This is a genomic window from Rhizobium sp. LARHSG275 (genome assembly GCF_052871115.1).
The window spans coordinates 210,174-222,590 of the sequence record NZ_JBIXJN010000006.1 but is presented as its reverse complement, the minus strand read 5'-3'; the positions used below and the strand labels follow the sequence as shown (position 1 = coordinate 222,590).

Sequence of the window (12,417 nt, the reverse complement as noted above, 5' to 3'; positions counted from 1 at the left end):
TGTCTGATGTCAATTCTCAGCGCACAAAAGAGCCGCGTTCGACTTCCTTCTTTGAGAACATCTGCGTGACCATTGAAAATCCGGCCAGACGCCTCGCAGGCAGCGAGCATGAGAAGGGTGTGCTTCTCATCATTGCCGCGACATTTGCGTGGAGCGCGAGCGGCGTCTATTCGCGACTCCTGACCACTGACGTATGGACGGCGATCGCCTGGCGGTCGTTGTTCGGTGGCCTGTTCCTGCTGATCCCCTGCCTTTTCCTCGAGGGGGGTATTTCACGGCAGCAATGGCGTTCCGTCTTCCATCCGTCCAGTCTTGCGATGATCGCATGCCAGACCTTCAGTCAGGGATGCTTCATCGGCGCGCTTTACATGACCACCGTCGCCAATGTGACGATGATCTATGCGACCGCGCCGTTTATCGCAGCCATGCTCGGCTGGGTCATCCTCAAGGAGAGGGTTGCCCGGCGGACATTGATTGCTGGCGGCATCTCTTTCCTCGGCGTCGCCGTCATCGTCGCCTCGTCGATCGGCGGCGGGACTGGTCTCGGCGACCTGCTGGCGCTCGGCATGACCGTTTCCTTCGCTCTGGTCATCATCATCCCGCGCATCAGTCCCGACGTGCCGAGCCTGCCGCCGACCGTGATCAGCGCCTTCTTGACGCTCGTCATCTTCGCTCCGTTCGGTTCGGTCGGCTCGCTCGACCTGCACAACTGGATCGTTCTTGCCGCCTTCGGCGCGACCAATTTCTCTCTCGCGCTGGTGCTCTTCCTTGCCGGGGCGAAGCGGATGCCGCCGGCGGAGGCGGCGCTGATCGGCACGATGGAAATCGTGCTCACGCCCTTCTGGGTTTGGCTGCTATTTTCCGAAGAGCCGCCCGTCGCCACCTTTTTCGGCGGCGCGATCATCCTCGCCGCAGTGTTCTGGCACACGGCACTCGACGTCAGCCGCAGCCGGCGACCGCGTCGCGCCTCAAGTCTTTAGGAGACGATTAAATCTTTCGGGACGAACCGGAAAACCGCCGTATTCGCGGGATCAACTATTTCTCCTGCGCAGCGATCTTTTGCGACTTTACCGACTGTCGTCTTTGAGTTGCGCCCATGTCGTTTTCTTGATCGCTGTTTTCCGTCAGGCGTGGTTTGTTTGTGGTGTCCAAGGCGCTATCTCGCAAACTGGCGAAATGGACCATTGGCAAGCCGGCCCGATGCCGGCGCTGCCCCGCAGCGGTAGAAGAACTGAAATCCTCAAGGAAATCGCCGGATCGACATCCGGAAAGATATCGAGATGGATCGGAAGGAGATTCTGGAGCCGGAAACCAGCTCTTGCGCAGCAAATCGACGGATTGCGGCAGACGGTCACGAGCGGAACGACAGGCGAAAACCGTTGCGTTCACTCCTCTACTGCATCCAATCTGTCCGTTTTGAAAATTCGAATATCGCCCGGTGCGGCGGTATCCGCGTGTTTTGGACACCGGGCTGCAGAGGAGGCAGGCCGGAGGGAAGTTGCCATCGACTGCATCGGTTGCAGATCGAGGCATTCAAACAAGTGGGAGGAATCCATGAGCAAAAATAGAGGCGTCGTCTATCTCCGGCCAGGCAAGGTGGAAGTTCGCGACATCGACGACCCGAAGCTGGAAGCGCCCGACGGCCGCCGCATCGAACACGGCGTCATCCTGAAGGTGATCTCGACCAATATCTGCGGCTCCGATCAGCACATGGTTCGCGGCCGCACGACGGCGATGCCGGGCCTGGTCCTCGGTCATGAAATCACCGGCGAGATCATCGAGAAAGGCATCGACGTCGAGATGCTCGACATCGGCGATATCGTCTCGGTGCCGTTCAATGTCGCCTGCGGCCGCTGCCGCTGCTGCAAGTCCCAGGATACCGGCGTCTGCTTGACGGTAAACCCCGCCCGCGCCGGGGGTGCTTACGGTTATGTCGACATGGGCGGCTGGATCGGCGGACAGGCGCGCTACGTCACCATTCCCTACGCAGATTTCAACCTGCTGAAAATCCCCGATCGGGACAAGGCAATGGCGAAGATCCGGGATCTCACCATGCTCTCCGACATTCTGCCCACCGGCTTCCATGGCGCGGTGCGTGCAGGCGTTGGAGTCGGCTCGACCGTCTACGTCGCCGGTGCCGGCCCGGTCGGCCTTGCGGCTGCCGCCTCGGCTCGCATTCTCGGCGCGGCTGTCGTGATGATCGGTGATTTCAACAAAGATCGTCTGGCGCATGCGGCGAAGGTCGGCTTCGAACCGATCGACCTGTCCAAGAGCGACCGTCTCGGCGACATGATCGCACAGGTCGTCGGCACCAACGAAGTGGACAGCGCCATCGATGCGGTCGGCTTCGAGGCACGCGGCCACTCGGGCGGGGAACAGCCTGCGATCGTCCTCAATCAGATGATGGAGATTACCCGCGCCGCGGGTTCGATCGGTATTCCCGGCCTCTACGTCACCGAGGATCCGGGCGCCGTCGACAATGCCGCCAAACACGGCAATCTTTCGCTCCGCTTCGGCCTCGGATGGGCCAAGGCGCAGTCCTTCCACACCGGCCAGACACCGGTGATCAAATACAATCGTCAGCTCATGCAGGCGATCCTCCACGACCGACTGCCCATTGCCGATATCGTCAACGCCAAGGTCATCCCGCTCGACGATGCCGCCGCCGGATATGAGAGCTTCGATCATGGAGCGGCGACAAAATATGTCCTCGATCCGCACGGTGAGGTCGCGAAAGCCGCGTAGCGGTTACGACTGAGGGCTTTACATAATAGGAATGGTCGGCGGTAAACCGGCCATTCCGCATTTTCCACATGACAATTTGATTGACGAATTACTGGATGCTGAACGGGAAATATTTTGCGTTGATCATATCGTATGTCCCGTCCGCCTTGATACTCTTCAGGGCTTCGTTCAGGCGCGTCAGACGCTCCTTGTCGTCCAGGCGCAGCGCGATGCCGGCACCTTCGCCGAAGTATGTGACGTCGACCAGATCCGGTCCTTTGAACTCGCAGCAGGTTCCCGCCTTGGTGTTGGCGATCCAGTCGTAGATGGCGAGTTTGTCCTCCAGGATGATATCGACGCTGCCGTCCGACAACCCCTTGTACAATTCAGGCGAAGACCGGAAGACCTTCTTTTTCATCTCCGGATAGAGATGGTTGGCGTAGGATTCCTGCGCCGTCGACGACGTCACCCCGAGGATCTTGCCGCTGAGGCCAGCGGGGCTGACATCATTGATCGACGAATCCTTCCGAGCGATGAACACCGACGGGCTGTTGTAGTATTTTTCAGTGAAGGCAACCTTTTGACGCCGCTCAAGGCTCATCGACATGGATGAGATGATCGCGTCGTATTTGTCGGCAACGAGATCGGGGATGATGTCGTCCCACTTCTCGATGATGAATTGGCATTCGAACTTGCCAACCTCGCACAGGGCATTGGCAATATCGATGTCGAAGCCCTGAAGCTCGTTATTTGCATCGAGATAGTTGAAGGGCGGAAACGCACCTTCGACGGCAATTCTCATCGGCATGCGATCTTGCGCAGCCACCTCGAACGGCGAGGCGGCCAAAAAGATACCTATCCCGCCTGCCATCAGCGCTCCGCGCAATATAGTCCGTATGGATATGCGCAACATCGTCAGGAGCTCCTTGGGGCGTAGTCGATCTCGCCCTATAGTGCGCCGTAGCCTTTAATTCTACGTGAACGCTTCTTTGTTAGCGTCGACGAATACGCCCGCGTCGTGGTGTACAGGGGTCCAGGCTTGCACATCGTTCTTCCTTCCAGCTCCAACACGTTTCAGAAATCCTGGATCGCTTCGGGAAGAATTCTGTTTCTGATTGCCGTCAGCGGACTTGGCGCTATCGGTCTTGTCGTGCTTTCGGCACTGTGGGCGGGAACCGAGAGCGACGCTGCCGCTCTTGATCGACAGCGCCAGCTTGTAAATGCCCGCCTGCTGGAGCAGGTCGATCAAGTCGCGCATGTTATCGGCCAGTTCGGCAACGGCTATCTCACACGCGTTTATCCGGCCGCCCGGTCGACCGGAGGCTCCTCCAGCCTCGATGCGGTTCTGACGGCGGCGGCCGGAAGTGCGATCAGCCAAACCGCGATGTCCGCCTTCGGCTACGATCAGGCCTTCGTCGTCGACGAGAAGGCGCAACTGCTCATGCTGGCGGACGCCCAAACGGAAAAGCGTTATCGCTGGATGAAGCCTCTCTTCTTGCCCCTCCTTCGGGATGCCCGGCTTGGGGTAAGACAAGGCACGGTTTCCAACGAACGAACGCCGTCTTCAATGGAAAGCCGCCTTGCGAGTGCCGCCCGCTCCAACCGTGCGCTCGCCAATCTGATGCGGCTGGAAGGTCGGCCGACGATCGTCGGCATCGTCGCCATCAACGAGACCAATGAGAGGCAGAGCCAGCCGACGCGGCAATTCCTGATTGTCGTGCGCTTTATCGATGGTGCGGCGCTGGACGAACTGAGCCGGCAACAAGGCCTTAACGGCGCCCGCTTCGCGCGCACAGCCGATGCAGACGAAAACGAGGTTGCGTTCCAAATCGACGCCACGGCAAACGGCGAACCGATCGGCTTCATCGTCTGGCGGCCCGATCTTCCGGGTTCGAGGGTGATCGGCCGGTTGATGCCGGCGCTTTCGATTGCCGCCTTGGTGATCGCGATCCTGTTCTCGGTCTTGCTGGTGCGCCTGCGAAGCAGTCTCGGCGAGTTGAAGAAAAGCGAACTGCATGCAAGGCAGCTTGCCTTGCATGATGTGCTCACCAATCTTCCCAACCGCGCTTTGTTCGCGATCAGGTTTGACGAGTGCCTGGCCGAGACGCGGAACTCGGCCGAGCGCTCGGCAGTCGCACTTCTCGACCTCGACCGCTTCAAAGCCGTAAACGACACGTTCGGCCATGCCGCCGGCGATGAGCTCATCAGGATGGCTGCGGAGCGGATCCGCTCCGTGCTTCGTCCGGGGGACACGCTAGCCCGGCTCGGAGGCGATGAGTTCGCTCTGCTTCTCCGGGACATCAAAGATCATGACCACGTTTTACCGGCAATCTGCGAAGCGATCGTTGCCGAACTTGGCAAGCCCTTCCCGCTTTTGAGGGGCGAGGCCGTCGCGCGCGTCGGCGGCTCGATCGGCGTGACCGTCGTGCCGGACGCCGGACGGAATGCCGATGACATCATGCGCTACGCCGACGTTGCGCTGTACGAGGCAAAGATGGGCGGGAGAGGCCAGTGGCGTCTCTATTCACCGTCCATGGACGGCGGCCGGAATGCGCGCGACATTCTCAAGAACGAATTGCGGGACGTTCTGGCCAAAAGTATGGCCTCGTCCGCTGATGGTCCACACGCCGATCCGAGTGCGAACCGGCCCGACTTCGGATCGCTCGAGGTCTATTACCAAACGGTCCATCGCGCTGAGGCAGGATACGCGGCATCGGGCGCCGAGGCTTTGGTGCGTTGGCGTCACAGTCAGCGCGGACTATTGACGCCTGCCAGCTTCATCCCTGTCGCCGAGGAGGGCGGCCTCATCGACGCTCTCGGTTTCTGGGTCTTGCGCGAAGCCTGCAGAGCCGCCTGCAAATGGCCTGAAGACACGTTTGTTGCGGTCAACGTATCTCCCGCCCAGTTGAGAAGACCAAATTTCGCCGAGGAAGTCTTCACCGTGCTGCAGGAGACTGGTCTGCCGCCGTCCCGGCTCGAGCTGGAGCTCACCGAGTCCTCGCTCATCGAAGATAATTCGGACGTTTATACCGTGCTGAAGTCGCTGCGCAGCCGGGGTGTTCAGGTTTCGCTCGATGATTTCGGAACCGGCTTTTCATGCCTCAGCCATCTCCTGCGCTTCGATATAGACCGCATCAAGATCGATCGATCGTTCGTCTCACAGCTCGGCACGAAAGCCAACGGGGCGGCAATCATCGGCGCCATCGTCGCGCTCAGCCGCAACCTCGGTATCTCGACGACGGCCGAAGGGGTCGAAACCGAATATCAACGCGACTTTCTGGCCGCCCTCGGTTGCACCGACCTCCAAGGCTACTTCTTCTCCAAACCGGCTCCTCTGCACGAGCTTGATAGTTTCCGGAACGCTGAGAGCACCGCCGGATTGCTGACCATTGCTCCAGGCGCCGTCGCGTAAGAGGCTTCTGATCTTCCGCTGGTCAGGGGAACTTTCGCCGCGTGCGACAGTTGACGCCCCGAAGACCGGAAGGAGGATTTGATGGGCGAGGTCGGCGAGTGGCGGCACCTTTGCGTCGACATGCAGCGGATGTTTGCCGAAGACACGCCATGGCACGTTCCCTGGATGGCGCGGGTCTCTCCCCAGATCGAAGAGCTAGCCGGCCGGCACCCGTCACGAACGATCTTTACCCGCTTCCTGCCACCCGAGCGTGCGGATGACATGCCGGGGAAATGGCGGGATTATTACCGGAAATGGTGGATGATGACGGGCGAACATCTTCCCCACGACTTGATCGATCTCGTTTCATCGCTGGCGTCGCTGGTTCCGCCGGCAAGGCATTTCGACAAACGCACATATTCCCCTTGGATCGACGGGCGCCTTCATACGGCCCTTCAGTCGGAGCGGGTCGATACCCTGGTGATCACCGGCGGTGAAACGGATGTCTGCGTGCTTGCCACGACGCTCGGCGCGATCGATCTCGCCTATCGTGTCATCGTGCTGAAGGACGCTGTCTGCAGTAGCGCCGACGACACCTATGATGCGTCGCTGGAACTTCTGCACGATCGGTTTTCCGTGCAGCTCGAACTCATCGAGGCCGAGGAATTTTTGAGGGGCGTTGGCTAAACGCATGTCGCGCAAAACTGTGCGGCGGTTTTGCGCGCACGACATTGTCTCGTCCCATCCGGCCAATTGCCGCAGATGACTGCGCGTTCGGCCTCAGCGTTTGCCGATCGAGGGACTAAACACCATGAGGCTTAGAATCTCAAAGAGCACCTGTGCTGCGGCGTGCGCCGTATTGGTCGTTGCGTCATATTGCGGGGCAACTTCGACGACGTCACCGCCCACGAGGTTCATCCCTTTCAGCCCGCGTATCAATTCGATGACTTCACGCGTGGTCAATCCACCGACCTCGGGCGTGCCCGTGCCGGGCGCAAAGCTCGGATCGAGGCTGTCGACGTCGAAGGAAAGATAGGTCGGGCCGTCGCCGACGATGGATTTTGCCTTGGCAATGACGGCAGCAATCCCCATCCCGCTGATATCCTCTGCATGGATCACGGTCATTCCCGACGCATAGGAGAACTCCCACAAATATTCCGCCGAACCACGGATGCCGATCTGGATTGTCCTCGTCGGATCGAGCACGCCGTCCAGCACCGCATTGCGGAATGGCCCGCCGTGATGAAACTTCGTCTGATCGAAGGCCCCGCTTGTATCGCAATGAGCATCAATATGAATGAGGCCGACCGGCTGCTGCCGACCGACGGCCTTCAAAATCGGGTGGCTGATGGAATGATCGCCGCCGACGGAAAGCGGGGCAACGCCGGCATCGACGATCTGGGCGATGCGCTTTTCGATGTCGTCGTGGCTGAGCTCCAACCGGTAGCGGCTTTGGAACGATACGTCGCCGATGTCGGCGACCCGAAGATCGAAGACCGGCGCCGTGCCGAGCACGTGATTGTACGGGCCGATCCTTTCGATGGCGCGAAGTGCTCTCGGTCCGAAGCGCGAACCTGGACGATTGGTGACGCCGAGATCCATGGGGATGCCGGTGATTGCAACCTGGAGATTGCCGAAGTCAGGATCATCGGCAGCAACCTGCATGTAAGGGGCGCTGAGGAAGGTCGGTATTCCGGCGTAGGGTGCCAGTCTCGTACCTTTCTTGGAGATGATCTTCTCCGCCACTTTCCGAAACTTCTCGTCGAATATCTCGCCCCCATTGGCATCCGCAAATTCTGCGCGCAGCTGTTCGAGCCGCGTTTTATCCCACACCATGCGCATGCGTCTCCGCTTCAGCTCCATCTCACCCGACAAAGGGGTTGAGAAAGCAATTGGTATCGTTGTAGCAAGCGGGATCAAAGAGAAATCGATATGATCGCTGCAAAACCCAATTCGCTCGTTGCCCGCCTGTCAGCCCCACCCATTCCTTCCGTCGTCGCCTGGAGCCGCGAATACAAAGGGGAAAAAGGGCCGCTCATCGATCTGTCGCAAGCCGTGCCCGGCTATCCCGCGCATCCGGAAATGCTTCGGCTTCTTGCCGAGGCGGCCGGGCAACAGGCGATGACGGGATACGGGCCGATCGAGGGCGAACCTCTGTTGCGCAAGACCTACGCGGCTTACATTGCCGAACTTTACGGTGCCGCCCTTTCCGCCGACAATATTCATATTACCGCCGGCTGCAATCAGGCGTTCATGTGCACGGCGATTGCGCTGGCGAGAGCCGGCGATACGGTCGCGCTCACCAACCCCTTCTATTTCAATCACGACACGACGCTATCGATGCTGGGAATCGGGCGCCGGTTGGTCGATTGCGACCCCGCTGGCGGCTTTCTTCCCGATCCGCGTTCGGCCGAGGCTGCCCTTGCGGCAGGCGCAAAGATGCTTGCCGTCGTCACCCCCAATAATCCAACCGGGGCCGTGTATCCACCAAGCCTGCTTCACGAGCTTTGTGTGCTCTGCCGGAAATACGGCGCCTGGCTGATCCTCGACGAAACCTATCGCGATTTCCTTGGCGAGGATGACGGGCGGCCGCACTCACTCCTCTCCGAGCCGGGTTGGGAGGACACGCTCGTTCTTCTCTACAGCTTCTCGAAATCCTTCTGCATTCCCGGACATCGACTGGGTGCAATCACGGCGGGGCCCAAACTCATCGCCGAGATCGCCAAGGTGATGGACAACATGCAGATCTGCGCGCCGCGGTCGGCTCAGATCGCCGTTGCATCGGCGATCCCGGCGCTCGCCGGTTGGCGAGCCGGCAACCGGCTGGAGATTGCTCGCCGGGCGGACGCTTTGAGGCAGGTCTTCTCCGGGCTGGCGAATTGGGAGATCGGAGCGATCGGCGCCTATTTCGCTTTTGTCCGCCATCCTCACGCCGATAAGTCGTCTTCCGAAGTTGCCGAAAAACTCGCTAGGGAATCCGGCATCGTTTGCCTACCCGGCGCCTATTTCGGCGAGAGCCAGGAGCGATACCTCAGACTTGCCTTTGCCAATGCGGATGTCGCCTCGATTGGGCTATTGTTTGAGCGCCTTCGCTAGAGCGGTTCTTGTTTTCTCGGGATCGGCATAGGAAAATCCGAGCCGCGTCTCTTGGAAGACCGACGCAGGCCGCGGGCGCTCTTCCTTGACGAGCGCATCGAGACGCGCGTCGATCCCCCCACCCGCCGTGGCGGAAGGTAGCATGGGGCAGCCGCGACAATCGCCGCGGCGCGGACACTCGGCCGGGATGCCGGCCTCGCCGTTCGGCTTGCACATGGTTCTTCTCCGGAAATTCTTGGTGATGTCACGGGCGGAGCCTCAATCCTCCGCTCGCAGCAATTTCTCAGGCCGCCAGCTTCAGCGCATCGGCAAGCTGGGCGAAGTCGCTGGCCGAAAGTCCCGGACGGACGGCGAAGTCGATGACCGCCTGGAAGATTTCCGGCGGCGCATCCTTCTTCATGGCGCCCAGGAGTGCCGCACGCTCCGCCGGATTGATCGCCGGAATCATGATACGCATGAAGGCCATGCTCTTCTCCGGCGGCAGGGAGCCGATGATGCGCATTTCGATGCCGAATATTTCCTGGTCGGTGAAGTTGCGCCACAGGAGAGGACCAGTCACCGCCTCCTCCTCATGCATATGCGCGAGATCGTCGGCGATATGGGCGGCAAAGGCGAGATAGAGCTTGCGGCCGCAGGCGGACTTGTGCAGCGGCCAGGCGTTTTCCCAGGCGACGATCAGTTCTTCCAACTCGCGAAAGGCGATGCGGTGGTCGTCGTGCTGCTCGTCCAGCGTGACGGTCGAGACGCCTTTAGCGGCGAGCGCCACGTGGATGTTGTCGTCCTCGTGACTGACGTGGGAGGCGGAAAGCATCAGGTAATGGCGCAGGTCGCCGATCACGAAGACCGTCTCCTCGACGTTCTGGAAATCGGTCGTGCCGAGGCGTCCGAGCAGGTCACAGCCGGCCTTGCGCAGGCCCTTGTGTATCGCGCCGTAAATGTCGTAACGGCCGTTGAGATCGGGAATGCTGGTAAGCGAGAATTCGTGGCTCATAATGGTTTTCCTCTCGTTGGCCGGTGGCTCTTCCTGTGCGCCGGGCTGATGGCAGAGAGATAACCGAGGTCTTTCCGAGGTGCTTCCTAAAATCATCCTAAGCAATTGCGATGGTTGCTAAGAATATCCTAACTAATTATCATCGGCGAAAATCGGGGGAAAAGCATTGCTAGGGCCGCAGCTCGCGGAATTCATAGAAAGTCCCGTCATGATCCTGTTCGCGACGCGCGACGAGGCCGGCCGGCCGATGATTGGCCGCGGTTCCGGCGTGCGCTTCGATCGACAGAGCGGGTATCTGCACTTTCTTGCCTCCCACTGCCAATGGCCGAAGGCCGTAGGCGAGGCCCTCGCCGGCCGACCGATTGCCACGACCTTTGTGCGAGCCGCCGACTACAAGGCCTTCCAGATCAAGGGCCGGGTCCTGGAGGCAGAGCCGGCGGACGCCGCCGGCCTGGCACTCGGGCAGGCTTACGTCGCAGAGCAGCTCGCGCAGATGCTGGCGCTCGGGGTAACCCGGATGCAGCTCTCCAGCACGCTGTCGGACCGGGAACTCGTCTGCCTGACCATCGAACCACAGGCGATCTTCGAGCAGACGCCGGGCCCGGGCGCCGGACGCAGATTGACGCCGGAAGCCGCTGCATGATCCCGCTCGATAGGCTGCGGGACAGTTTCGAGGGCGTCATTCCCTCCGTCATCGCCACCACCGATGCGGACGGAATGCCCAATATTTCCTATCTGTCGCACGTGCATTTCGTAGACGAGACGCATGTCGCCCTCTCCAACCAGTTCTTCTCCAAGACCGCTACCAATGTGGCGCGCAACGGGCTCGCGACCGTGATGGTGGTCGACGGCTATAGCGGCCAGCAGCACGTGCTCGACCTGGTGTTCGAGCGCTCAGAGACGGAGGGTGAGACATTCGAGCGGGTGGCGATATATCTGGCGATCTTGGAAAGTCGGATGAGCGGGATCATGAAGCTGCGCGCCGTCGACATCTACCGGGTGGAGGACTGCCAGGCCGTTCCGGCCGCCAATCCGCTGGTTGAGCCAGAGCCGCTCTTTCTGCCCGATCTGATGGGCAAGGTGGCGCGGCTGACGGCACGGATGTCGAATTGCAGCGATCCGGAAACGCTGCTCGACGTGACGCTTGAGGGCCTGGGCGTGCTCTTCGGCTACCGCCATTCCATGGTGCTGGTGCCGGACGGCGAACGTGACGGCCTGACGACGATCGCCAGCTGCGGCTACGACCAGTTCGGCTTTGGCGCCGAGGTTCCGCTCGGGCGCGGCATTATCGGAGCCGCGGCCGAGCGGCGGCGTAATGTGCGGATCACCGACCTGAGTCGCGGTCAGCGCTACATCCAGGCTGTGCGGACCATGGCGGGCATCGAGGATGCGATTCCGATCCCACTTCCGGCGCTCGACAAGCCACTCAGCCAGATCGCGCTGCCGCTTGTCGCGCGGGGAAGGCTCGTCGGTGTGCTGTTCTCGGAATCGGCGGAGCGGTTCACCTTCCGCCATCGCGACGAGGAGGCGCTGACCGTCGTCGCCGCGCATCTGGCCACCGCGCTCTCCTTTCTTTCCGAGGAACGCGAGCGGGCGGAGACGGGCTGGCGCGAAAAGGCGGAGGCATCGGCCGACATGGCCGTGGAGCTGCCCACCGGTCGGCGCATCGCCGTGCGCTTCTATCCGCGCGACGGCTCACTTTTCGTCGACGACGATTATCTGATCCGCGGCGTGCCGGGGCGGCTGCTCCTGCACTTCCTCGAAGACTATGCGCGTACAGGCAAGCGGGACTTTCTGAACCGTGAGATACGCCGCGACCGGCGCCTGCAACTGCCGGATTTCAAGGACAATCTGGAGACCCGGCTGATCTTGCTGCGCCGGCGGCTGGAGGAAAAGGCGGGCCCGATCATGCTCGAGCACGCCGACCGCGGCCGCCTGCGGCTCACCCTTGCCGGCCGTCCCGAGATTGAGTTGGTGGAAGACTGATCGTGGCGGGTTTCCCCTCCTGGCTACAAGGCCAACGGAGAACCACATAATTGCTGATTGTGAACCTTGGTCATCTCGGCCTCACCGCCGACACCATCAAGCTAATGAATGCGCAAACTACTTTACCAATGCAGGCTGCGTTTCGGTCAGACGTGAAAGGCTCCAGAACAGGATGATTTTAGGCCGGCCTAAAATCATCCTGTTCTAAATTAAACAGTCAGAGCATGAT

The 12,417-nt window shown here is 60.7% G+C and carries 11 protein-coding genes and 1 riboswitch; of the genes, 7 read left to right on the top strand and 4 right to left on the bottom strand.

Annotated features, from left to right (window positions below):
* The first annotated feature begins 65 nt into the window (after positions 1-65).
* Together ACIPSK_RS09855 and fdhA are read left to right on the top strand one after the other, a co-directional pair.
* Positions 66-980: an EamA family transporter gene (locus ACIPSK_RS09855; RefSeq protein ID WP_162117579.1), complete on the top strand. Its 915-nt coding sequence runs from the start codon at positions 66-68 to the stop codon at positions 978-980.
* Between the two features lie 154 nt (positions 981-1,134).
* Positions 1,135-1,335: riboswitch (cobalamin riboswitch) on the top strand.
* A 219-nt stretch (positions 1,336-1,554) separates the two neighbouring features.
* The gene (fdhA, locus tag ACIPSK_RS09850) at positions 1,555-2,745 is read left to right on the top strand and encodes a formaldehyde dehydrogenase, glutathione-independent (protein WP_011654396.1); all 1,191 of its coding nucleotides are present in this window, start codon (positions 1,555-1,557) and stop codon (positions 2,743-2,745) included.
* 88 nt (positions 2,746-2,833) lie between these two features.
* On the opposite strand, the gene ACIPSK_RS09845 is transcribed toward fdhA, so the two are convergent.
* The gene (locus ACIPSK_RS09845) at positions 2,834-3,637 is read right to left on the bottom strand and encodes a transporter substrate-binding domain-containing protein (protein WP_162117578.1); all 804 of its coding nucleotides are present in this window, start codon (positions 3,635-3,637) and stop codon (positions 2,834-2,836) included.
* Positions 3,638-3,742: 105 nt separating this feature from the next.
* Here ACIPSK_RS09845 and ACIPSK_RS09840 point away from each other — a divergent pair, with 105 nt between their 5' ends.
* Both ACIPSK_RS09840 and ACIPSK_RS09835 read left to right on the top strand, forming a co-directional pair.
* Positions 3,743-6,136, top strand: a complete 2,394-nt coding sequence (locus tag ACIPSK_RS09840) for an EAL domain-containing protein (RefSeq protein WP_162117577.1) — start codon at positions 3,743-3,745, stop codon at positions 6,134-6,136.
* 81 nt (positions 6,137-6,217) lie between these two features.
* Positions 6,218-6,802, top strand: a complete 585-nt coding sequence (locus tag ACIPSK_RS09835) for a cysteine hydrolase family protein (RefSeq protein ID WP_162117576.1) — start codon at positions 6,218-6,220, stop codon at positions 6,800-6,802.
* Positions 6,803-6,895: 93 nt separating this feature from the next.
* Here the strand turns inward: ACIPSK_RS09835 and speB are convergent, their stop codons facing one another.
* A complete protein-coding gene (speB, locus tag ACIPSK_RS09830; RefSeq protein ID WP_162117575.1) occupies positions 6,896-7,951 on the bottom strand; it encodes an agmatinase in 1,056 nt (351 codons plus the stop codon).
* Between the two features lie 96 nt (positions 7,952-8,047).
* On the opposite strand from speB, the gene ACIPSK_RS09825 reads away from it, so the two are divergent.
* On the top strand, positions 8,048-9,211 hold the full coding sequence (locus tag ACIPSK_RS09825) for an aminotransferase (RefSeq protein WP_162117574.1): 1,164 nt from the start codon (positions 8,048-8,050) through the stop codon (positions 9,209-9,211).
* Here ACIPSK_RS09825 and ACIPSK_RS09820 read toward each other — a convergent pair.
* Positions 9,188-9,427: a hypothetical protein gene (locus tag ACIPSK_RS09820; protein WP_162117533.1), complete on the bottom strand. Its 240-nt coding sequence runs from the start codon at positions 9,425-9,427 to the stop codon at positions 9,188-9,190. The two genes, ACIPSK_RS09825 and ACIPSK_RS09820, sit on opposite strands and share 24 nt — an antisense overlap.
* A gap of 67 nt (positions 9,428-9,494) precedes the next feature.
* Positions 9,495-10,202 (bottom strand): hemerythrin domain-containing protein, encoded by a 708-nt coding sequence (locus tag ACIPSK_RS09815; RefSeq protein ID WP_162117573.1) that lies wholly within the window; start codon positions 10,200-10,202, stop codon positions 9,495-9,497.
* 208 nt (positions 10,203-10,410) lie between these two features.
* Between ACIPSK_RS09815 and ACIPSK_RS09810 the strand changes: the two genes are divergently transcribed.
* Positions 10,411-10,845 (top strand): hypothetical protein, encoded by a 435-nt coding sequence (locus tag ACIPSK_RS09810; protein WP_246709777.1) that lies wholly within the window; start codon positions 10,411-10,413, stop codon positions 10,843-10,845.
* Positions 10,842-12,188, top strand: a complete 1,347-nt coding sequence (locus ACIPSK_RS09805; protein WP_162117571.1) for a GAF domain-containing protein — start codon at positions 10,842-10,844, stop codon at positions 12,186-12,188. The genes ACIPSK_RS09810 and ACIPSK_RS09805 overlap by 4 nt, the downstream gene beginning before the upstream one ends.
* Positions 12,189-12,417 lie beyond the last annotated feature (229 nt).

Coding starts and splice junctions, on each gene's coding strand:
- ACIPSK_RS09820 (WP_162117533.1), bottom strand. CDS start 9,427: ATGTGCAAGCCGAACGGCGAGGCCGGCATCCCGGCCGAGTGTCCGCGC.
- fdhA (WP_011654396.1), top strand. CDS start 1,555: ATGAGCAAAAATAGAGGCGTCGTCTATCTCCGGCCAGGCAAGGTGGAA.
- speB (WP_162117575.1), bottom strand. CDS start 7,951: ATGGTGTGGGATAAAACGCGGCTCGAACAGCTGCGCGCAGAATTTGCG.
- ACIPSK_RS09805 (WP_162117571.1), top strand. CDS start 10,842: ATGATCCCGCTCGATAGGCTGCGGGACAGTTTCGAGGGCGTCATTCCC.
- ACIPSK_RS09825 (WP_162117574.1), top strand. CDS start 8,048: ATGATCGCTGCAAAACCCAATTCGCTCGTTGCCCGCCTGTCAGCCCCA.
- ACIPSK_RS09845 (WP_162117578.1), bottom strand. CDS start 3,637: ATGTTGCGCATATCCATACGGACTATATTGCGCGGAGCGCTGATGGCA.
- ACIPSK_RS09815 (WP_162117573.1), bottom strand. CDS start 10,202: ATGAGCCACGAATTCTCGCTTACCAGCATTCCCGATCTCAACGGCCGT.
- ACIPSK_RS09810 (WP_246709777.1), top strand. CDS start 10,411: ATGATCCTGTTCGCGACGCGCGACGAGGCCGGCCGGCCGATGATTGGC.
- ACIPSK_RS09835 (WP_162117576.1), top strand. CDS start 6,218: ATGGGCGAGGTCGGCGAGTGGCGGCACCTTTGCGTCGACATGCAGCGG.